This window comes from Mycoavidus sp. SF9855, assembly GCF_024582735.1.
Taxonomy (GTDB): domain Bacteria; phylum Pseudomonadota; class Gammaproteobacteria; order Burkholderiales; family Burkholderiaceae; genus Mycoavidus.
On record NZ_CP102085.1, the window covers coordinates 305,828 to 326,187 of the forward strand.

Here is a 20,360-nt window from a genome sequence, read left to right on the forward strand (position 1 = left end):
AGAGATGATTTTGCAAGACTCCAAATTTCACTTTAACCTTTTTTTTATCGGCCTGATGGGCGCAGGCAAGACCACGATTGGGCGAGCCGTGGCCAGACAGCTGCACAAACCTTTTTTCGATTCCGATCATGAGCTTGAAGTACGGACAGGCGCCTGTATCCCGGTTATTTTTGAGCATGAAGGTGAAATAGGATTTAGGCAGCGTGAAGCAAAAATGATCAATGAGCTTACACAACATACCGGGATTGTGCTAGCAACGGGCGGCGGCGCAATCTTAAATGCCGAAAATCGTCAGTGCTTAAAAAGCCGCGGCACAGTCATTTATTTACATGCGCACCCGCATGATTTATGGTTACGCACGCGTCGCAGTAGAAATCGGCCATTATTGCAGACCGATGATCCACGCACGCAACTCGACAATTTATATGCAATTCGCGACCCCCTGTATCGTGAATGTGCGCACATTGTCATTGAGACCGGCCGGCCGGCTGCAAGTCAATTGGTTGATACTGTGCTAGCACAACTCGAATTGCTTTAATTACAGTCCATTCTAGGATTTCTATGCATACTTTGCTTCATTTGATTCTACAACGCACGGCTGTTACAGATCCGAGGACCGCCAATAAAAATCCTGGCGATCTTTAACCATGCTGACAGTTAACGTTGATCTTGCTGCGCACGCTTATCCGATTCACATTGGTAACCATCTGCTTGATCGCACCGAGCTTTTTGCCCCGCACCTAATGGGCTCTACCGTTGCGCTCATCACAAATGCGACCATTGAGCCGCTCTATGCAGCACGGCTTAGGTCAACTCTTGCGCCGCTTGGTAAGCGCTTGATCCAGATCGTGCTACCAGATGGCGAAGCACATAAGCACTGGGAAACCCTCAATCTTATTTTTACCAAACTGTTAGCGGAGCATGCTGATCGTAAAACCACACTGATTGCACTGGGGGGGGGCGTAGTGGGCGATATCACCGGTTTTGCCGCGGCTTGCTATATGCGTGGCGTACCCTTTATCCAAGTACCCACCACCTTACTGGCGCAAGTTGATTCATCAGTAGGAGGCAAAACAGGCATTAATCACCCGCTGGGCAAAAATATGCTCGGCGCTTTTCATCAGCCGCAGGCGGTGATTGCCGATACGGCAGTGCTGCGTACGTTGCCCGCGCGTGAGCTTGCAGCAGGACTTGCGGAGATCATTAAAGCGGGTGCGATTGCCGATGCCGCATTTTTTGACTGGATTGAAACACATATTGATGCACTCAACCGTGGTGATGAGGCAGCAACAATTGAAGCGGTGCGTCGTTCCTGCGAGATTAAGGCGCAGGTGGTCGCGGCTGATGAGCGCGAGCAAGGAAGGCGTGCGCTGCTTAATTTTGGCCATACTTTTGGTCATGCGATTGAGGCTGGCTTGGGCTATGGCAGATGGCTGCATGGTGAGGCAGTGGGGTGTGGAATGGTGATGGCGGCTACTTTGTCGCAACAGCTTGGATTGATTGATAGCGCAACACGTACACGCCTTAAGCGGCTTATTGCGGCAGCGCACTTACCGACGCAGGCCCCTACATTAGGCTCTGATCGTTATCTAGATTTAATGCGCGTTGATAAAAAAACTGAGGCTGAGCACATTAACTGTATCTTATTAAAGCGCTTGGGAGAGGCGTTTGTAATGCGTGTCACGGATCATACTCTGCGGGCGGTGTTAACGGCCTCGACCCAGCCTGATACTGCTGCTGAAAAACCTAACACGTAGTCCGAATCATGATGGGTCTGGTATCTGCTGGGCTCCTATGCAATGGTCTTTTTGATGAATGTGGAGCGCAATGAATTCTGTTGACAAGACATCCCGCTATCTAATCACCCCGATTGATTTGGTGGCGCTTGAAGCGCACCTTGCACCCTATGCCGCACGCTCATCTGCTTCGCGTGGTCGCCGTTATGCAGAGCCTGCGCCTGAAGCACGCACCGCATTTCAGCGAGATCGCGACCGCATTATTCATTCTGCTGCATTTCGGCGGCTTGAATATAAAACACAGGTTTTTGTGAATCATGAGGGCGATCTCTTTCGCACGCGATTAACGCATAGCCTGGAGGTTGCCCAAATTGGGCGCTCTATCGCACGTAATTTGCGGGTGAATGAAGATTTGATTGAGGCGATCTCGCTCGCGCATGATTTGGGTCATACGCCATTCGGCCATGCCGGACAAGACGCGCTTAACGAATGTATGCGCGCATATGGCGGCTTCGAGCACAATTTGCAAAGCCTGGTGGTCGTGGATGAATTAGAGGAATGCTATGGGGGCTTTAATGGCCTCAATCTTACGTTTGAAACACGCGAAGGTATTCTTAAGCATTGCTCTCGCGAAAATGCACAACGCTTGGGGGACGTCGGCGAGCGTTTTTTACGCGCAGAGCAGCCCACGCTAGAGGCGCAAATTGCAAATTTTGCGGATGCAATAGCGTATAACAATCACGATATTGACGATGGCGTGCGTTCCGGTTTGCTGACGGTTGAGCAACTGGATGAACTTGAACTGTGGCGCATGCATCACCGTGAGGTGTTATCTACTTGGCCGGCTTTAAGTGGGCGTCGTTTGGTGCATGAAACGATCCGGCGCATCATTAACACCCTGATCGTTGATTTGATCACGGCCACCACGATCAAATTACAGGCCCATGCGCTACTCTCGCCTGATGAAGTGCGGCGCGCGCCGGCGCTGGTTGGACATAGCGCATCCATTGCCGTACAAGCGCTAAAACTCAAGCAGTTTTTATTTAAAAATCTGTATCGCCATTATCAGGTCATGCGGATGACAAACAAAGCGCAGCGCGTGGTTACTGGGCTTTTTGATGCATTCAAAAGTGATCATCGATTGTTGCCTCCGCCGTATCAAAGTCATGATCCTGAGTTGCAACCACGGCTTATCGCCCACTATATTGCTGGTATGACAGATCGTTACGCACTTAAAGAATATCGTCGTCTTTTTGTAATGGATGAGGGTTAAAAAAGGCTGCGCAAAACATATTCATTTAATTGTGCTTTGGCTGCATATAGAAAAATGCCACCAGGCTTAATAGCGTGGTGGCACAGATAAGTTAAATTAAGTCTGGCAAAGGTTAAAAGCGATAACCAACGTTAAGATAGGTAATAATTGGATTCACTTTAATTTCTGCCTCATTTGTCATTCTTATTGGTCCCATAGGCGTATTGGCAGTCGTATTTATCTTGGCGGTTGTGCGCAAAGGTAAGTACGAGACTGAGAGACCCGCGAACCAGCGCTTTGTTAACTGATATGAGAAACCGGCATTAAATATAGGTGTCCATTGGCTATCGGCCGAGACGTCAGTTGCCGTGCCAGGGAGTTTGTATAATCTTTTTTGCTCGAAATTGGTGTTAGTCAGTTTTGCATCAGTGAACCAGACTCGGCTAATTCCAAGGCCTGTATAGGGACGGAATTTTGCCTGTGCATTGAAAAAATAATACTTGAGCAATAACGCAGGGCTCCATTGCTGTGCTGAACCGAGTTTACCGTAGCTTGCATATTCACCTTCACCTTTCAAATCGAAACGCGGCGGAATGCCTACTATGAATTCACCTGCAATGTTATCTGTAAAGAAATAATGACCCGATAAGCCAAACGTGTTTGCGTTATTAACTGAGGCGCCTGTATTCCCGTAGACTTTAGCGAGCGCTGCCGGGGACGTCGTCCGCATGGGGTGGCTGCTATCTCTAGTGTCCAAATGGAGCCAGCCAGTACCAAGTATAAAATTACCAGCGGTTTGGGCATGAGTGGTGGCCGCGCCCACCAATAAGACGGCACATGTTGCAAAAATACGGGTCAGTTTCATTTTTCCTCCTTGGTAAATGATTCTTTGATACCTGCATTCTGCTTTGTGGGCAGTGGCAAAAGTGTAACCAATTTTCAACAGCTCTAGCGGAAAAATATGAACTATCCCATGATATTACAGGTGAGGGGGCGTATTTTCTGGCTAGGTTTGTTGCACGCATGTCCTCCTCAAATTTGATCATCCTCTCAACCATGCTATCGTTACTCCTAACGAAATAAAGCACACACAAACGAAAAGAAAAGATAAAGTGGCTTCCTTTATAATCTACAGTTCCCTAATCTGAACTCAAAATTCGGGTGATACAGTGCCTCATATCCACTCTGACAACTTGCTTGAACTGCGCGGCATAGATTTCGGCTATGGCGAGCGGCTTGTGCTTAAAAACTTAAATATATGTTTTAAGCGCGGCCAGGTGGTGGCCGTTATGGGCGGCTCTGGTTGCGGTAAAACAACAATTTTGCGCTTAATTGGTGGCTTGGAGCGAGCTCGGCGCGGGCAAGTGCTGTTCGAGGGCGCAGATATTGGCAAGCTTGATACGGCCGGGATCTATGCATTGCGCCGCAAAATGGGCATGTTATTTCAATTTGGTGCGCTGTTTACGGATATATCGGTATTTGATAATGTCGCGTTCGCTTTGCGTGAGCATACTCAATTGTCAGAAACTGTGCTGCAAGATTTAGTGCTGATGAAGTTAAATGCAGTGGGTTTGCGCGGCGCCCGCGACTTGATGCCCGCTGAGATTTCCGGCGGCATGGCGCGGCGTGTTGCATTGGCCCGCGCAATCGCACTCGATCCTACATTAATTATGTATGATGAGCCGTTTGCTGGTCTTGACCCGATTTCGCTTGGCATTACTGCAAATTTGATTCGCACTTTAAATCAGGCGCTTGGCGCCACCTCCATTCTAGTGACTCATGATGTACCGGAATCATTTGCCATTGCCGATTATGTCTATTTCATTGTAGATGGTGCTCTCCATGCTGAAGGCAGCCCAGATCAGTTGCGTGCCTCAACTGATCCGACGGTGCGCCAGTTTCTTGATGGTGCGGCAGAGGGGCCGTTTGGCTTTCACTATCCGGGCGCGCCGCTGGCCGCTGATTTTGGTCTGGCGGTGGCTGCAGGAGCACGCTCATGATTAGCGTGCTCGGTCGCGCAGTGCTCAATGGCCTAAGTCGCGCGGGCTATGGTACGCGGATGTGGCTACGGTTGCTGAGTGAGGGTTGGCGCTTATTACAGCGGCCACGCTTGGTGATGCAGCAGATTCATTTTGTGGGGAATTATTCGCTTGTCATTATCGCCATCTCAGGTCTTTTTGTAGGATTTGTGCTGGGTTTGCAAGGCTATTACACTTTAAGCCGCTATGGCTCGGCAGAGGCGCTGGGCCTGCTTGTCGCATTGTCGCTCGTGCGCGAGTTGGGGCCGGTCGTCACCGCACTGCTATTTGCTGGGCGCGCGGGGACTGCATTGACGGCTGAAATTGGCCTAATGAAAGCGGGTGAGCAATTGACGGCAATGCAAATGATGGCGGTTGATCCACTATCGTTTGTGGTTGCGCCGCGCTTTTGGGCCGGGGTGATTGCAATGCCGATTTTGGCTGCTATTTTTAGCGCGGTTGGCATTCTTGGCGGTTATGGCGTTGGGGTCTTAATGATTGGTGTCGATAGCGGGGCATTTTGGTCACAGATGCAAAGCGGCGTCGATGTCTGGCGCGATATCGGCAATGGTGTGGTGAAAAGTTTTGTGTTTGGTTTGGCAGTGACCTTTATCGCTTTATATCAAGGCTATGAAGCTAAGCCTACGCCCGAAGGCGTAGCGCGGGCGACCACACGCACTGTTGTCTTCGCTTCTTTGGCCGTGCTGGGGCTTGATTTCTTGTTGACAGCATTGATGTTTAGCAATTAAACGGATCAAAATGATGAAAAAAAATACGCTTGATTACTGGGTTGGCTTGTTTGTTGTGCTGGGCGCTTTGGCGCTGCTCTTTTTAGCGCTCAAAGCAGGTAATATGAGCTCGCTATCATTCCAATCTACGTACCCAATTGAATTGAAATTCGATAATATTGGCGGCCTTAAGCTACGTGCAGCGGTGAAAAGTGCCGGGGTGAACGTTGGCCGGGTTGCGCGGATTGATTTTGATAGCGTGACCTATCAAGCAGTGGTTACGCTTGATCTTCAACGGCAATACCAATTTCCAAAGGACAGTTCAGCGCAAATTTTGACAGCTGGGTTACTTGGCGAGCAATACATTGGGCTTGAGCCAGGTGGCGACGAGCAGATGCTGCAAGCGGGTGATACGATTACGATGACGCAATCTGCTGTAGTGCTCGAAAAACTGATCAGTCAATTTATTTACGGTAAAGCCGCAGACGCTGGCGCAAACAAGCCGGCGCCGGCTGTGCCGAGTGAGTCCGGGGCAATGCCCGAAGGTCAATAAATGAAACAACTCTCCAAAGCCGCTACAGATCTCGGCTGGCAGCTTAGCCGGATGGCGATATGCGCACTAGCATTAGGGCTTGCAGCGTGTACTAGCGTGCGTGCGCCTTCAAAATCTGACCCACTTGAAGGTATGAATCGTACCATTTTCGAGTTTAACGATACCGTCGATCGTTTTGCGCTTAAGCCGGTGGCAAAAGCATATAACCGGACTCTACCTAAGGCGGTGCGCGTAAGTGTATCGAACTTCTTCTCGAACCTGGGCGATGTATCTGTGATGGTGAATAATCTGCTGCAAGGTAAACTCACCGCCGGCACTGAAGATTTGATGCGGATCTCAATCAATACCTTGTTTGGCGTTGGTGGCTTATTCGACGTGGCAAGCGCCGCCGGGCTGCCAAAACACCAAGCCGATTTGGGGCTTACGCTGGGCTATTACGGCATATCAACCGGTCCTTATCTGGTGTTACCGATATTGGGTCCAAGCACGCTACGGGATACTGCAGGGTTGCTGGTTGGCCGTGAGGTGGATCCTATGAGCTATATTGATCCAGTTTCCCTGCGCAATCAGTCATACGGTTTGCGCGTGGTCAATGCGCGCGCTGCCTTATTGCAGGCGAATGATTTACTTGAAGATGCTGCGCTCGATAAATATTCTTTTGTGCGCAATGCTTACCTGCAGCGCCGTCAATATTTAATTTATGATGGCAATCCGCCGCCACCGGAGTATGAAGATGATGAGGGGGATATACCGCTATATGAAGACCCAGAAGAGCGGGCTGCATCTGCTCCGCTTGCTCCTCAGCTAGAGGCGGTAAAAGATGAACTAGCGCCGCAAGGGGCGGTGACCAATACGCTAGACGAGAAAACAACGCCAACTGATAGGCGAGTTCCAGCCCAGCAAGTCATGCCGCCTCTGAGGAATTTTCCAAATTTGCGTTTTTGATAGTCTATAAATTTTGACGATAGGTCTTTTTTAAGGGTGAGTCATATGAAGAAAAGTACTTTAAGATTAATGCTCCTGCCAGTATATGCGGCACTATGCTTGTTTTGTAACACGGCCCTGGCGCACACTGCCGAGGCCAGTACAGCTAACACCAGTACTCCTGATGGCCTGGTTAAGGCCATCACGACTGAAGTGCTCGATAGCATTAAAAAAGACTCTGGCATTAAGCAGGGGGATATTGGTAAAATTTCTCAGTTGGTTGATCAAAAAATTTTGCCGCATGCCGATATTGGGCGTACTACTCGTCTAGTGATGGGACGCCATTGGCGAGCAGCTACGCCACAGCAACAAGCAGAATTAGTCAAACAATTTAAAGATTTATTGTTTTATACCTATTCGGGCGCTGTATCGCAGATTCGTGATCAGAAGATTGAGTACTTACCTTTCCGTATGGCGCCGGATGCAACTGATGTAGTGGTGCGCACCAAGGTTGTTAACCAGGGGCAGATCATCGGTCTTGATTATCGCTTAGAGAAAAAAGGGAATGTATGGAAAGTCTACGATCTCAACGTAGGCGGTGCTTGGTTGGTGCAAACCTACCAGCAGCAATTTAGTGAGCTTATTTCGCAACGCGGAGTGAGCGGTTTGCTTGAATTTTTAAAGCAGCGCAACCAGAAACTCGCGAGTGGGCCGCATTAATGGCAGCGTTTTCAACCGGAACAGCGCTTACACATGTAAGCGCCATGGCTGAACTTGAAGCGGGTTTAGCCTATATCACAACAAACTCAGCAGAAGCGATGCGCATCGACTGCACGTCAGTGGCGCGGTTTGATTCGTCTGCGCTGGCGGTTTTGCTTGCTTGGTTCCGAGCAGCTCAAGCAGGGGGAAAGACGCTTGAGGTGCTTAATTTGCCGGCCAAGCTTAAGAGCTTGGCGCGGGCTTATGGGGTTGATGAGTTATTGAAATTATAAAAGTAGTGTGCCGCGCTTCAGTCAGCGTGCTGAATTAAATGAGACATTGCTCAAGTTTTTCTTCGTTGAGCTGAATGCCATCACGGCGCGCTAGCGTAGATTTCGCCTATAATCAGGTGTTTCGCAACCTTCAAAAGCAACTTATTCCACTCCAGAAATTGCTCACATTCCCATGCCAGCCATAGAAATCCGTAACATTAAAAAGCGTTACAAAGCCCTCCAAGCGCTCAAAGGCATTAATTTGTCGATTGAGGAGGGTGAGTTTTTCGGTTTACTGGGCCCTAATGGGGCGGGTAAAACTACTCTAATTAGCATCCTCGCCGGCCTTGCCCGCGCCGATGAAGGCGACGCGCTGGTGCTCGGACACAATGTCGTGACTGACTTTCGTGCGGCGCGCCAGGTATTAGGCGTGGTACCGCAAGAATTAGTGTTCGATCCTTTTTTTACGGTGCGTGAAACGCTGCGTATCCAATCTGGCTATTACGGGCTTAAACGTAATGACGATTGGATCGATGAAGTCATGACTCACCTTGATTTAACTGAGAAGGCTGAGGTCAATACGCGCGCGTTGTCCGGTGGTATGAAGCGTCGCTTACTGGTGGCGCAGGCATTGGTGCATCGGCCGCCGGTGATCGTGTTAGATGAACCCACTGCAGGCGTGGATGTTGAGTTGCGCCAAGGGCTGTGGAAATTTATTGCGCGCTTAAATCGTGAAGGGCATACGATTGTATTAACCACGCATTACCTTGAAGAAGCGGAGCAATTGTGTGATCGCATCGCGATGCTTAGAAGGGGCGAGGTGGTGGCGCTAGATAGTAAGCAGGCAATGCTGCAACGCTTTTCTAGCGCTCAGCTGTTGCTGCGCTTGACCAAAGGTGTCTTGCCTGCAAATCTGCAGGCGTTGGCAACCGGACAACAGATAGACATTAATCAATATGCGCTACGACTTAGCTCTTATGCTGAAGTCGAGTCGATTCTTGCTCAGTGCCGTGCGGCAGAGTGTGAGATTGAGGAAATTAGCATCCGTAAAGCGGACCTTGAAGATGTGTTTATCCAAGTGATGAATGGTTCATCAGCGACTGAGAAAATTTGAGAGGAACGCGTGATGATTGGTTTTTATACTTTATTTTGTAAAGAAGTTTTGCGTTTTTGGAAGGTCAGCTTGCAAACGCTTACCGCGCCGCTTATTACGGCTTTTCTGTATTTGGTGATTTTTGGTCAAGCGTTGCAAAATCATGTGCAGGTATACCCAGGGGTGGGCTATAAGAGCTTTTTGATTCCCGGTTTGGTGATGATGAGCGTGCTACAAAATGCTTTTGCCAATAGCTCATCGTCGCTGATTCAATCGAGAGTGAGCGGTAACCTTGTGTTTATGTTGCTATCGCCGCTAGGCGCGCGGGAAATATTTAGTGCTTATGTGCTTGCTTCTACTGTGCGTGGCATGTGCGTGGGGCTCGGGGTATGGTTGGCAACGGCTTGGTTTGTGCCGATGAGTTTTGCTTCACCGCTTTATATCTTCGCGTTTGCGGTGCTGGGGGCGGCTACTCTTGGCACAATGGGGTTGGTGGCGGGTATTTACTCAGAAAAATTTGATCAATTGGCCGCGTTTCAGAGCTTTTTAATTATTCCATTGACTTTTCTGGCAGGGGTATTCTATTCGACCGAGGCATTGCCGGATTTCTGGAAGCACGTATCTAGGCTGAATCCATTCTTTTATATGATTGATGGTTTTCGGTATGGTTTTTTTGGGGTGTCGGATATCGCACCACTTAAGAGTCTGGCAATTACTTTGGGCTTTTTTATTGCGCTTGCCGGCTTGGCGATGCGTATGTTGGTGAGCGGTTATAAGCTGCGCCATTAAGACGATAGGCGAAAAATAATGGATAAATTGCTGATTCAAGGCGGACAACGCTTGGTAGGTGAAGTTAACGTTTCGGGCGCTAAAAATGCGGCTTTGCCGATTTTGTGTGCAAGCTTATTGGGTGCCGGACAACTTGATTTAGGCAATGTGCCGAATTTGCAGGATGTACGCACCATGCTTGCCCTGCTTACGCAAATGGGGGTACGGGCCAAGGTGTCTGGCCAAGCCATGACTCTTGATGGTAGTTGCGTGGATCAGCCGTTGGCGCCTTATGAGCTAGTGAAGACCATGCGCGCTTCAATTTTGGTATTGGGGCCGCTGGTGGCGCGTTTGGGCGAGGCGCGGGTATCGTTGCCGGGCGGCTGCACGATTGGTGCGCGGCCGGTTGATCAGCATATCAAAGGCCTACAGTTGATGGGGGCGCAGATCGAACTTGAGCATGGCTATATTAATGCGCGCATCAAGCAAGGCACGCGGCTCAAAGGCAGTCGCATTACCTTTGATATGATCACGGTGACCGGTACAGAAAACCTGCTTATGGCAGCGACCCTGGCCGAAGGCGAAACGGTGCTGGAGAACGCGGCGCGTGAGCCGGAAGTGGCTGATTTAGCCCATCTCTTGGTTGCGATGGGTGCAAAAATCGATGGCATTGGCACCGATCAGCTGACGATTCAAGGGGTAGACCGGCTGCATGGTGCGCGTCACCAGGTGATTCCTGATCGGATTGAAGCGGGTACTTTCCTCTGTGCCGTCGCCGCAGCAGGCGGCGATATTATGCTGCGCAATATCGAACCCATGTTGTTGGATGCGGTGCTGAATAAATTGTGCGAGGCAGGTGTGCGGATCGAGTCAGGGTCTAATTGGATTCGCGCCACGATGAACCAGCGCCCGTCGGCAGTCAGTTTTCGTACTTCTGAATATCCTGCCTTTCCGACGGATATGCAGGCACAGTTTATGGCGCTTAATTGCATTGCTGTCGGTGTCGCTCAGATCGTCGAAACAATTTTTGAAAATCGCTTCATGCATGTGCAAGAGCTTAATCGGCTAGGGGCTAATGTCGTGGCGGATGGTAATACTGCATTTGTTACCGGGGTTGAGCATCTGTCTGGCGCAACGGTCATGGCGACTGATCTGCGGGCCTCTGCAAGCCTTGCAATTGCCGGGCTGGTGGCCGAGGGCGAAACGCTCATTGAGCGTATCTATCACCTTGATCGTGGCTATGACCAGATGGAACAGAAGTTATCTGCTCTTGGTGCACGGGTAAGCCGTGTGCTGGAAACGGAAACGGCGCCGGCGGTGCATGCAGTGTCATAAACACTCGATTAATGACGCAGCAACCTCAGCTGATCTCGGCACCGCTTATGCTGGCCTTATCTAAAAGCTGCATCTTCGATGCAACAGCCCCCTTTCTTAGCGACGGCGGGCATTACAGTTGTGCGCTCTGCGTTCGCACACGATAACATTTTTGCTACGCAATTTCACCCAGAAAAAAGTACAGCTGTAGAGCTACAGCTGTACTACAATTTTATCCATTGGAACCCATAACCCTATCTATTGAAGACTGCTATGTTGTTGATCCCAGCCATCGACCTAAAAGACGGTCAGTGCGTGCGTCTAAAGCAAGGCGATATGCAACAAACCACGGCATTTTCCACAGCGCCGGCAGAGATGGCCCGCCATTGGGTCAATCAAGGTGCGCGCCGTTTACATTTGGTTGATTTGAATGGCGCTGCCGCGGGCAAACCAAAGAATGAAGCGGCGATTCGGGCGATTATTGATGAAGTCGGTGAAGAGGTCCCGATTCAACTGGGCGGTGGAATCCGTGATCTTGGCACCATCGAACGTTATTTGGACAGTGGGCTATCGTATGTCATTATTGGCACAGCGGCGGTCAAAAATCCTGGCTTTTTACGTGAGGCATGTAGCGCATTTAATGGGCATATCATTGCTGGCCTTGACGCAAAAGCAGGCAAAGTGACTACCGATGGTTGGAGTAAACTCAGTGGTCATGAAGCGACCGATCTAGCGCGCAAATTTGAAGAATATGGCTGCGAAGCTTTGATTTATAAAGATATTGGCTGGGACGGCATGTTACAAGGAATTAATCTCGACGCCACGGTGCAGATCGCGCAGAAGGTCAAAATTCCAGTGATTGCTAGCGGTGGGTTAGCGAGCTTAGTCGATATTGAGGCACTGTGTGCGGTTGCAGATCAAGGCATTGACGGCGTAATTTGCGGCCGTGCAATCTATACGGGCGAGCTAGCTTTCGCCGCAGCGCAAAGTCGGGCGGATGAGATAAGAGGTTGATACTCTTGTGATGGCTTTACCCAAGCGCATTATTCCTTGTCTTGATGTAAACGCTGGTCGTGTGGTCTTAAACCCCCGGAGAAAATCTCAAATGCCTAAAAGCGATGCTCTAACCTCTAATGATATCTTGCAGCGCTTAGCTGTTCTCGTCGATACTCGCAAAACAAGTCCCCCGGAGCAATCCTACATTGCTCGTCTTTTTCATCAAGGTGATGATGCGATTTTGAAAAAAATTGGTGAAGAGGCCACTGAAGTTGTGATGGCGGCAAAAGATGTACGACACGGAGATGCGCCTTCAAAGTTGATTGGCGAAGTGGCTGATTTATGGTTTCATTGTTTGGTGATGCTAGCGCATTTTGAGTTGAGTCCAGCGGCGGTGCTAGCCGAATTAGAGCGTCGTGAAGGGATCTCTGGGCTTGACCAAAAAGCATTGCGTAAAGCGCTTGCGCGTGCTGAGAATGACGCATAGATTTCTATATTAAGTAACGCTTAAACGCTAACCCGTTAATGATAAACTTTCGCACCACAAATTTGAGAACTTAGGGAAACTGAACCATGAGTAACGATCAATTTGGAAGTAGGCCAATATTGGCGGCCAGTGATGTGCTCTCGGTCGAGCAAGAACGCCGTTTACGGACCTTGACGCACGTTCTGTATGGACTGTATGCGCTATCCTTGTTAAGCGGCGTGAGCGCAGTGGTTGCTGTGATTATTAATTATGTGAAGCGCAGGGATGCAAGCGGAACCCTCTATGCTAGCCATTTTAGTTGGCAAATTTGCACTTTTTGGTGGTCTTTGGGATTGGGGGCGCTGAGTTTGTTATTTCAGGGCATATTTCTTGGCAAACTGATATTGTGGGGGACTGTACTTTGGGTAGCGTACCGGATTATTCGGGGTTGGCTCCATTTAAATGATCGTAAGCCAATATAAAATGCAATAAGATAGGGTTCTTTCATCATCCATAGTGTTAAGCGAATATTATGAACCACGACGATTGTCTTTTTTGCAAGATTGCAGCCGGCAAAATACCGAGTAAAAGAGTGTATGAGGATGATGAGTTCTACGCCTTTCACGATATCCGGCCGGCCGCTCCTGTGCATGTGCTGGTGATTCCGCGTCAGCATATTGAGACGCTCTCTAATTGTGGCCTGCAAGAGGCACCGCTGCTTGGTAGAATGATGACGTTATTGCCGCGGCTCGCAGCGCAGCTTGGAGTTGACTATACTGGAGGTAACACAGGTTTTCGTACGGTGATTAATACCGGTCCGGGTGGCGGTCAAGAAGTGTATCACTTGCATGCGCATATTCTTGGTGGGCCTGGACCATGGTCGCGTATGGGGTGAATGCGCACATTGCGCGTAGCATGTGTGACGTAAAAGGAAAATGATTATGTTTACAGGTTTAGGCAGTCCTTTGCATTGGTTGATTGTCCTTTTGATTGTTGCGCTTGTATTTGGCACTAAAAAGCTGCGCAACATTGGCAGTGATCTGGGTAGTGCAATTAAAGGCTTCAAAGATGGTATGCGTGAGGGTGGAGACGCTTCGCCTGAGCGCAAACAGCAAATAGTATCGGGCCTTGATACAACTCAGCTTGAGGCAAAAAATAAACCCCTAGAGCGCGATATATATTAATCTAATAAACCGGCTTCGTTTTTCATATGTTCGATCTCGGTTTGGCAAAGCTTGTAGTGATTGGTGTGGTTGCACTGATTGTACTTGGCCCGCAACGTCTGCCGCGTGTTGCACGCACGGCTGGAACCTTGCTTGGGCGGGCGCAACGCTATATAAGTGAGGTCAAAGCTGAGGTAAGCCGAGAGATTGAAGTCGAAGAGTTGCGGAAAATGCACGCTCAGTTTGAGCAAGCGGCGCAGCAGGGAGAGCCGTCTTTCTATGATGCGGTGAATCTATCCCCCGAAAAAAGTGCTACGGTAGACAGTACTTTACCATCGATTCGGCGGCCAGCAACTTTGCCTAAACGTAGCAATTGGCGCATTAAACAGTCGGTGCTGCCAGTCTGGTACAAGCGTACAGCCCGTAAGCGGGTGCATGTGCAGTCGGCGGCGGCGCGTATGGTGCGTTACAAACCGGCAAGCTTGCGCCGGTTTTTCTAAATATTTCCCCCTATTTATTGACCTTGGCGTGAACCATCCTCAATCCACTACAACAGGCGAAGACACGTTTATTTCCCATCTGGTCGAATTGCGCAGTCGGGTCATGCGGGCAGGGGCTGCCGTGCTCATTGTATTTATTGGGCTTATCTATTGGGCGCCGGATATTTTCCGGCTGTTGGCGCGCCCTTTACTGATCAATTTGCCTAAAGATGGCAAAATGATTGTGCTGGATGTCACGGGTTCGTTTTTTGTGCCGGTCAAGGTTACGCTGTTAGTCGCATTGGTAATTGCATTACCGTTTGTGCTCTACCAGTTATGGGCGTTTATTGCGCCTGGGCTTTATCAGCATGAGAAGACGCTGATTGTGCCACTTGTTGGCAGTAGTTATGCACTATTTTTAAGCGGGATGGCGCTCGCTTATTTCTTGGTGTTTCCAGCAATTTTTCGAGTCATGGCGCATTATAATGAGCCGCTTGGCGTACAGATGGCAACCGATATCGACCATTATCTAAGTTTTGCGTTAACTCTGTTTCTAGCTTTTGGGATAGCATTTGAAGTGCCGATCGTGGTCGTGTTGCTAGTGCGCATGGGGGTGCTGACTTTGAGCAAGCTTAAGCAAATCAGGCCTTATATCATCGTTGGCGCTTTTATTATTGCAGCCGTTGTGACCCCGCCAGATGTGTTTTCGCAATTTTTGTTGGCGGTGCCACTGATTGTACTCTATGAAATAGGCTTGCTCGCTGCGCGACTATTGCTCAAAAAAGAAGAGAAGGTTAGTTAACTTCATCGCTGCGTGACGTATTTTTAGGCGGCGGTGGACGTTTGCCAATTGTCACAATGATATCTAAAGGCTTGTTTTTACGCACAATATGTAATTTTGCCTCGGTGCCTGGTTTAATTTGCGCAATCACATCTAGCAATTCAGTCGTGTCATCGATATGAGTGCCATTGACGTCAACCAAAATATCGCCTGGGCGTATGCCGGCTTTATGGGCTGGGCCGCTTTGCAGCACGCCGGCAACGATGGCGCCAGATTTACCCTTTAGATCAAATGATTCGGCAATTTCTGGCGTAATATCCTGAGGTTCGATGCCGATCCAACCGCGTGTAACAGCGCCCGTGGTGATAATGCTTTCAAGTACGCTACGCGCGGTAGAAATTGGAATCGCAAAACCGATGCCTAATGAGCCGCCACTACGCGATGCTGAGTAAATAGCGGTATTAATGCCGAGTAAATTCCCTCTACTGTCAACTAATGCGCCGCCAGAATTGCCTGGATTAATCGGTGCATCGGTCTGAATGAAATTTTCAAAGGTATTAATGCCGAGATGGTTGCGCCCGAGCGCGCTAATAATGCCCATAGTGACGGTTTGGCCAACCGCGAAAGGATTGCCGATAGCGAGCACGACATCGCCAATGCGCGCCTCTTCCATGCGGCCAAGCGTGATGGCAGGGAGATTAGGTAAATTGACCTTTAATACGGCAAGGTCGGTTTCTGGATCAGTGCCAATCACCTGTGCGGGCGCTTTGCGGCCATCTGCGAGGGCGATTTCGATTTCATCTGCGCCATCGACCACATGATCATTCGTTAGAATGTACCCTTCTGGGCTGACAATGACGCCTGAACCTAGCGTTGCTTCGGGTTGCTCCCGTGGCCGCCGGCCACCATGATCGCCGAAGAAATAGCGAAAAAGCGGGTCTTCCATGCGGGGGTCTGGGGTGGGAGGGGTGTCTGCACTTGAAAATATATTCACCACAGCTGGCATGGCTTTTTGGGCAGCATCTGCATAAGACCATTCTGGCTTGCTGCGGATATGAGCCGCGGGTGCGGTTTCACGTAAGGCAACAATGGTTGAGCCCAACTGCTGGCCAAATTGGCCTTGCCTTTGTAGCCATTCTGGCTTTAATGTGGCGACAATAAACAAAAGCGCCAAGAGCAAGGTAACCGTTTGCGCGAAGAGGAGCCAGAAACGTTTAAGCATGGAAAGAGATTAGAGCTAATATGGATCGTAATGAACTTAGATTGTACTTGAACCGGCTATTGGCCGCGGATTGTTTTCAGGATTACTGCCCCAATGGGTTGCAGGTTGAAGGGCGACGGCAAATCAACAGGCTTGCAACCGGCGTGACGGCTTCATTGGCTTTACTTGAGGCCGCACTTGCTTGGGGTGCAGATGCGATTTTGGTGCATCATGGTTTTTTCTGGAAAAACGAAGCATTACCTATCACGGGTTGGAAATACCGGCGGCTACGCTTGCTGTTGGCGCATGATATTAATCTATTTGCGTATCATCTACCGCTCGATGCCCATCGTGATCTAGGCAACAATGCGCAATTGGGGGAACTCCTGGGTTGGTTTGTGGACGGGCGTTTCGGGGCCAATGAGTTAGGCTGGCTGGCGACTTTGCCGGCGCCGGTTACTTTAGACGCTATGGCGGCGCATGTAGCTCATCGATTAGGTCGCCAGCCACTGGCCTTAGGTGACGCGCACCATAAGGTGCGTCGTGTAGCGTGGTGCACAGGAGCTGCGCAGGGTTTGTTTAACGACGCCATTGAGGCCGGTGCCGATCTGTATCTGAGTGGCGAAATCTCCGAGGCCACGACTCATTTATCCCGCGAATGCGGCGTTGCCTATTTGGCTGCGGGTCATCACGCGACGGAGCGTTACGGAGTGCAGGCGCTAGGCGCGCATTTAGCGAGTACCTTTGAGATCGAGCATTGCTTTATTGATATTGATAATCCGGTTTAAGCAAAGCCGCGCATATAAGTTTTAAGCCTGTGCCGTAACGTGGAATTTTTATTGGGAAAAGCAGACATTTAATGAAGCTGCCAGTGAAAATAAAAATTTTCCCACAGACTGGGTATGCTCTCGATTAGGCTGATTGGTATAATGAAAGGAGAAGCAAAAATACGGCCTAAAAAACGGGGGTATGTTGATGCGAGACAAGCAAGGGAAAACGGTTAATAGTGAGCGCCGGCACTGGCTGATTGCGACTTCTGTCGCGGGTGGCATAGGAGGGATAGCGACTTTATTGCCTTTTGCGGGGTCATTAGCCCCGTCAGAGCGTGCTAAGGCGGCTGGAGCACCGGTCGAAGCGGATATTAGTCACCTGCAAACGGGTGAAGTGATGACGGTTGCCTGGCGCGGCAAACCCGTATGGATTATCAATCGTAGCGATGAGATGTTGGCTGATGTAGACAAGGCTGACCCTATGATTGCTGATCCTGATACCAAAAACCCTTTCTCGATGCCACTGCCCGATTACTGTAAAAACAAATATAGAGCGCGGGTTGAACATCCTCATATACTCGTTTTAATTGGTATCTGCACGCACTTGGGATGCTCGCCAGTGCCACGCTTTCAAACCGGACCGCAGCACAGCCTGCCCAACGATTGGCCGGGCGGTTGGTTATGTCCTTGTCACGGTTCCACTTTTGATCTTGCTGGCCGGGTTTTTAAAAACAAGCCCGCTCCTCAAAACCTGGATGTGCCTCCTTATATGTTTCTCTCATCCACCCGAATCGTAATTGGAAAAGACGAAAAAGGAGAAGCATAAATGACCCATCAGCATTCTAAACAACCCGCTGAATCTAGCCTTGAGGCTCCAGTCGAAACCAACGGCGTATTAGCTTGGATTGATCACCGTTTCCCATTATCGGTGTTTTGGAAGAATCATTTATCAGAATACTACGCACCCAAGAATTTTAACTTTTGGTATTTTTTCGGCTCGCTCGCCTTACTTGTGTTGGTGATCCAGATTGTAACTGGCATCTTTCTGACGATGAATTACAAACCGGAGGCCAATCTTGCATTTTCTTCGGTTGAGTACATCATGCGCGAAGTGCCATGGGGTTGGTTGATTCGCTATATGCACTCGACCGGCGCATCGATGTTTTTTGTGGTGCTTTATTTGCACATGTTTCGCGGGCTTTTATATGGCTCATATCGTAAGCCGCGCGAACTGGTTTGGATTTTGGGCTGTCTGATTTTTTTATGCTTGATGGCGGAAGCATTTTTTGGCTACCTATTGCCGTGGGGTCAAATGTCGTATTGGGGGGCGCAAGTTATTGTCAACCTTTTTTCGGCTATTCCATTGATCGGTCCTGATCTGGCGCTGTGGATTCGAGGCGATTATGTGGTGAGCGATGCCACGCTAAATCGCTTCTTTGCTTTTCATGTGATTGCGATTCCATTGGTGTTGCTGCTGCTGGTTGCTCTGCATCTGATTGCATTGCACCAAGTTGGCTCGAATAACCCGGACGGCATTGAGATTAAAGATAAAAAAGATGAGCATGGCGTGCCGCTGGATGGGGTGCCGTTTCATCCATACTACACGGTGCACGATTTCATGAGTGTGTCGATTTTCTTGTTGATTTTTAGCGCGATTGTTTTCTTTGCGCCAGAGATGGGGGGGTATTTTCTTGAGGCCAATAATTTTATTCCGGCTGATTCATTAAAAACACCAACTGAAATCGCTCCAGTTTGGTATTTCACCGCATTTTATTCGATGCTGCGCGCCACCACGGACGACTTCAAGCTCGTTTTAATGATCGTGCTTGGCCTACTGGGTTTATTAGGCGTAGTGCGCGCGCGTACCCTTAAATATAGAGCCGTATCGGCGATTGGTATGGCACTTGTGATTGCGGCAATGCGGGTAACAGAAGCGAAACTTTGGGGCGTGGTCATCATGGGAGGGGCGGTGATGACACTTTTCTTTTTACCCTGGCTGGACCGTAGCCCGGCAAAATCGATCCGATATCGGCCTTTTTTTCATAAAGTCTTATATACGATATTTGTTTTAGTGTTTTTAACCCTGGCAGTGCTTGGCACTAAACCACCGTCCACAGTGGCTAACGTGATTTCGCAAATATGCACGTTGTTGTATTTTGCCTTTTTCTTTGGCATGCCATATTGGAGCCAGCGTGGTGTTTTTAAGCCAGTGCCGGACCGTGTCACTTTTTCACGTAAATCGTGAGTTGACAGTCAAAAAAGGCGGATTTAAATGAAAACACTGCTCTCAATATTGATCTTGGCTGCTGTTATAGTGACTTCAGCGGTGGCAAATGAGCAAACGGTCGCACTGGATCGAGCTCCTGATCGCACGCGAGACCTTGCAGCGCTGCAGCGCGGTGCTCGGTTCTTCGTGAACTATTGTTTAAATTGTCATAGTGCGAACCAAATGCGCTATAGTCGGCTGCGCGACATTGGTATTTCTGCGCAAGAGGTTGAAAGCAATCTGTTGTTTACCGCTGACAAGGTTGGCAAGATGATGAATATTGCCATGCGCGTGGACGATGCTAAAGCATGGTTCGGCACAGATGCGCCAGACCTATCCTTGGAGGCCCGAGCGCGCGGGCGCGACTGGTTATATACCTACTTAAGAAGTTTTTACCGGGATGATACTCGGCCTACTGGCTGGAACAATTTGGTCTTTGAGAATGTTGCGATGCCTCATGTATTATGGCAGTTACAGGGACAACGTACGCTGCAAAGCGAAGGGGAGAGTAGTGTGGGGCACGATATCGGTCAAAAAAATATAGGCTACCGGCAACTTACACCGGGCACCTTGTCGCCAATGGATTATGATTCGGCAGTGGCTGATTTAGTCTCTTATTTGGTCTGGATGGCTGAACCTGTACAACAGCAGCGCAAACGGCTTGGGGTGTGGGTGATAGTGTTTTTGAGTGTGCTCAGTCTTTTCGCATGGCGGTTGAATGTAAACTATTGGAAAGAAATTAAATAGACATTCTCTAAGCGGATTGCTATAAGGCTAAAGTGAATTGATAGCCTCTGCAAGCAGTCATAAGCGAGTTAAGTGGTTTTGACTTTTCGCAGGGGCGAAGAGTGAAGTGAATGGGCAGCAAGCAGTGCAGCCCT

At 49.4% G+C, this 20,360-nt stretch carries 24 protein-coding genes and 2 pseudogenes; 24 read left to right on the forward strand and 2 right to left on the reverse strand.

Annotated features, from left to right (window positions below; all coding sequences use genetic code 11):
- The first annotated feature begins 4 nt into the window (after positions 1-4).
- The 3 genes and pseudogenes from NQD60_RS01330 to NQD60_RS01340 all read left to right on the forward strand — a co-directional run.
- A complete protein-coding gene (locus tag NQD60_RS01330; protein WP_257100748.1) occupies positions 5-538 on the forward strand; it encodes a shikimate kinase in 534 nt (177 codons plus the stop codon).
- Positions 539-647: 109 nt separating this feature from the next.
- Positions 648-1,757, forward strand: coding sequence for a 3-dehydroquinate synthase (gene aroB / locus NQD60_RS01335; protein WP_257100749.1), 1,110 nt, complete (start codon positions 648-650; stop codon positions 1,755-1,757).
- A gap of 124 nt (positions 1,758-1,881) precedes the next feature.
- Positions 1,882-3,009 (forward strand): annotated as a pseudogene (locus NQD60_RS01340) (deoxyguanosinetriphosphate triphosphohydrolase); the annotation flags it as partial.
- A gap of 112 nt (positions 3,010-3,121) precedes the next feature.
- Here the strand turns inward: NQD60_RS01340 and NQD60_RS01345 are convergent.
- Positions 3,122-3,853: an OmpW family protein gene (locus NQD60_RS01345; protein WP_257100750.1), complete on the reverse strand. Its 732-nt coding sequence runs from the start codon at positions 3,851-3,853 to the stop codon at positions 3,122-3,124.
- Positions 3,854-4,166: 313 nt separating this feature from the next.
- Here NQD60_RS01345 and NQD60_RS01350 point away from each other — a divergent pair, with 313 nt between their 5' ends.
- From NQD60_RS01350 to tatC, 17 genes and pseudogenes are all read left to right on the forward strand, one after another.
- Positions 4,167-4,988: an ABC transporter ATP-binding protein gene (locus NQD60_RS01350; protein ID WP_257101225.1), complete on the forward strand. Its 822-nt coding sequence runs from the start codon at positions 4,167-4,169 to the stop codon at positions 4,986-4,988.
- Entirely contained in the window at positions 4,985-5,755 is a 771-nt protein-coding gene (gene mlaE, locus NQD60_RS01355) for a lipid asymmetry maintenance ABC transporter permease subunit MlaE (RefSeq protein WP_223693393.1), read from the forward strand. Before NQD60_RS01350 ends, mlaE begins: the two co-directional genes overlap by 4 nt.
- Before the next feature lie 13 nt (positions 5,756-5,768).
- The gene (gene mlaD, locus NQD60_RS01360) at positions 5,769-6,287 is read left to right on the forward strand and encodes an outer membrane lipid asymmetry maintenance protein MlaD (protein WP_257101226.1); all 519 of its coding nucleotides are present in this window, start codon (positions 5,769-5,771) and stop codon (positions 6,285-6,287) included.
- Positions 6,288-7,232 (forward strand): VacJ family lipoprotein, encoded by a 945-nt coding sequence (locus NQD60_RS01365; RefSeq protein WP_257100751.1) that lies wholly within the window; start codon positions 6,288-6,290, stop codon positions 7,230-7,232.
- Positions 7,233-7,301: 69 nt separating this feature from the next.
- Entirely contained in the window at positions 7,302-7,931 is a 630-nt protein-coding gene (locus NQD60_RS01370) for a phospholipid-binding protein MlaC (protein ID WP_257100752.1), read from the forward strand.
- Positions 7,931-8,203 (forward strand): lipid asymmetry maintenance protein MlaB, encoded by a 273-nt coding sequence (locus tag NQD60_RS01375; protein WP_257100753.1) that lies wholly within the window; start codon positions 7,931-7,933, stop codon positions 8,201-8,203. Before NQD60_RS01370 ends, NQD60_RS01375 begins: the two co-directional genes overlap by 1 nt.
- A 172-nt stretch (positions 8,204-8,375) precedes the next feature.
- On the forward strand, positions 8,376-9,296 hold the full coding sequence (locus tag NQD60_RS01380; protein ID WP_257100754.1) for an ABC transporter ATP-binding protein: 921 nt from the start codon (positions 8,376-8,378) through the stop codon (positions 9,294-9,296).
- Positions 9,297-9,308: 12 nt separating this feature from the next.
- Positions 9,309-10,064, forward strand: a complete 756-nt coding sequence (locus tag NQD60_RS01385) for an ABC transporter permease (RefSeq protein WP_257100755.1) — start codon at positions 9,309-9,311, stop codon at positions 10,062-10,064.
- An 18-nt stretch (positions 10,065-10,082) separates the two neighbouring features.
- Positions 10,083-11,378 carry a UDP-N-acetylglucosamine 1-carboxyvinyltransferase gene (gene murA, locus NQD60_RS01390; protein WP_257100756.1) on the forward strand — a complete coding sequence of 432 codons (1,296 nt, stop codon included), beginning with the start codon at positions 10,083-10,085 and terminating at the stop codon, positions 11,376-11,378.
- 126 nt (positions 11,379-11,504) lie between these two features.
- Positions 11,505-11,609, forward strand: a pseudogene (hisH, locus tag NQD60_RS01395) (imidazole glycerol phosphate synthase subunit HisH); the annotation flags it as partial.
- A 21-nt stretch (positions 11,610-11,630) separates the two neighbouring features.
- Positions 11,631-12,371, forward strand: coding sequence for a 1-(5-phosphoribosyl)-5-[(5-phosphoribosylamino)methylideneamino]imidazole-4-carboxamide isomerase (hisA, locus tag NQD60_RS01400; RefSeq protein ID WP_257100757.1), 741 nt, complete (start codon positions 11,631-11,633; stop codon positions 12,369-12,371).
- 91 nt (positions 12,372-12,462) lie between these two features.
- The gene (locus tag NQD60_RS01405) at positions 12,463-12,840 is read left to right on the forward strand and encodes a phosphoribosyl-ATP diphosphatase (protein ID WP_257100758.1); all 378 of its coding nucleotides are present in this window, start codon (positions 12,463-12,465) and stop codon (positions 12,838-12,840) included.
- Between the two features lie 86 nt (positions 12,841-12,926).
- A complete protein-coding gene (locus NQD60_RS01410; RefSeq protein ID WP_257100759.1) occupies positions 12,927-13,301 on the forward strand; it encodes a hypothetical protein in 375 nt (124 codons plus the stop codon).
- 50 nt (positions 13,302-13,351) lie between these two features.
- A complete protein-coding gene (locus NQD60_RS01415) occupies positions 13,352-13,714 on the forward strand; it encodes a histidine triad nucleotide-binding protein (RefSeq protein ID WP_257100760.1) in 363 nt (120 codons plus the stop codon).
- A gap of 46 nt (positions 13,715-13,760) precedes the next feature.
- Positions 13,761-14,003, forward strand: a complete 243-nt coding sequence (tatA, locus tag NQD60_RS01420) for a Sec-independent protein translocase subunit TatA (protein ID WP_257100761.1) — start codon at positions 13,761-13,763, stop codon at positions 14,001-14,003.
- A 26-nt stretch (positions 14,004-14,029) separates the two neighbouring features.
- On the forward strand, positions 14,030-14,482 hold the full coding sequence (tatB, locus tag NQD60_RS01425) for a Sec-independent protein translocase protein TatB (RefSeq protein ID WP_257100762.1): 453 nt from the start codon (positions 14,030-14,032) through the stop codon (positions 14,480-14,482).
- A gap of 28 nt (positions 14,483-14,510) precedes the next feature.
- A complete protein-coding gene (gene tatC / locus NQD60_RS01430; protein ID WP_257100763.1) occupies positions 14,511-15,263 on the forward strand; it encodes a twin-arginine translocase subunit TatC in 753 nt (250 codons plus the stop codon).
- Here tatC and NQD60_RS01435 read toward each other — a convergent pair.
- A complete protein-coding gene (locus NQD60_RS01435) occupies positions 15,256-16,464 on the reverse strand; it encodes a trypsin-like peptidase domain-containing protein (protein WP_257100764.1) in 1,209 nt (402 codons plus the stop codon). The genes tatC and NQD60_RS01435 overlap by 8 nt on opposite strands.
- 20 nt (positions 16,465-16,484) lie before the next feature.
- On the opposite strand from NQD60_RS01435, the gene NQD60_RS01440 reads away from it, so the two are divergent.
- The 4 genes from NQD60_RS01440 to NQD60_RS01455 all read left to right on the forward strand — a co-directional run bounded on the left by NQD60_RS01440 (position 16,485) and on the right by NQD60_RS01455 (position 20,226).
- The gene (locus tag NQD60_RS01440) at positions 16,485-17,231 is read left to right on the forward strand and encodes a Nif3-like dinuclear metal center hexameric protein (RefSeq protein ID WP_257100765.1); all 747 of its coding nucleotides are present in this window, start codon (positions 16,485-16,487) and stop codon (positions 17,229-17,231) included.
- 187 nt (positions 17,232-17,418) lie between these two features.
- Entirely contained in the window at positions 17,419-18,039 is a 621-nt protein-coding gene (gene petA / locus NQD60_RS01445) for a ubiquinol-cytochrome c reductase iron-sulfur subunit (RefSeq protein WP_257100766.1), read from the forward strand.
- Entirely contained in the window at positions 18,040-19,458 is a 1,419-nt protein-coding gene (locus tag NQD60_RS01450) for a cytochrome bc complex cytochrome b subunit (RefSeq protein ID WP_257100767.1), read from the forward strand. It abuts the gene before it with no gap.
- Between the two features lie 27 nt (positions 19,459-19,485).
- A complete protein-coding gene (locus NQD60_RS01455) occupies positions 19,486-20,226 on the forward strand; it encodes a cytochrome c1 (RefSeq protein ID WP_257100768.1) in 741 nt (246 codons plus the stop codon).
- Positions 20,227-20,360 lie beyond the last annotated feature (134 nt).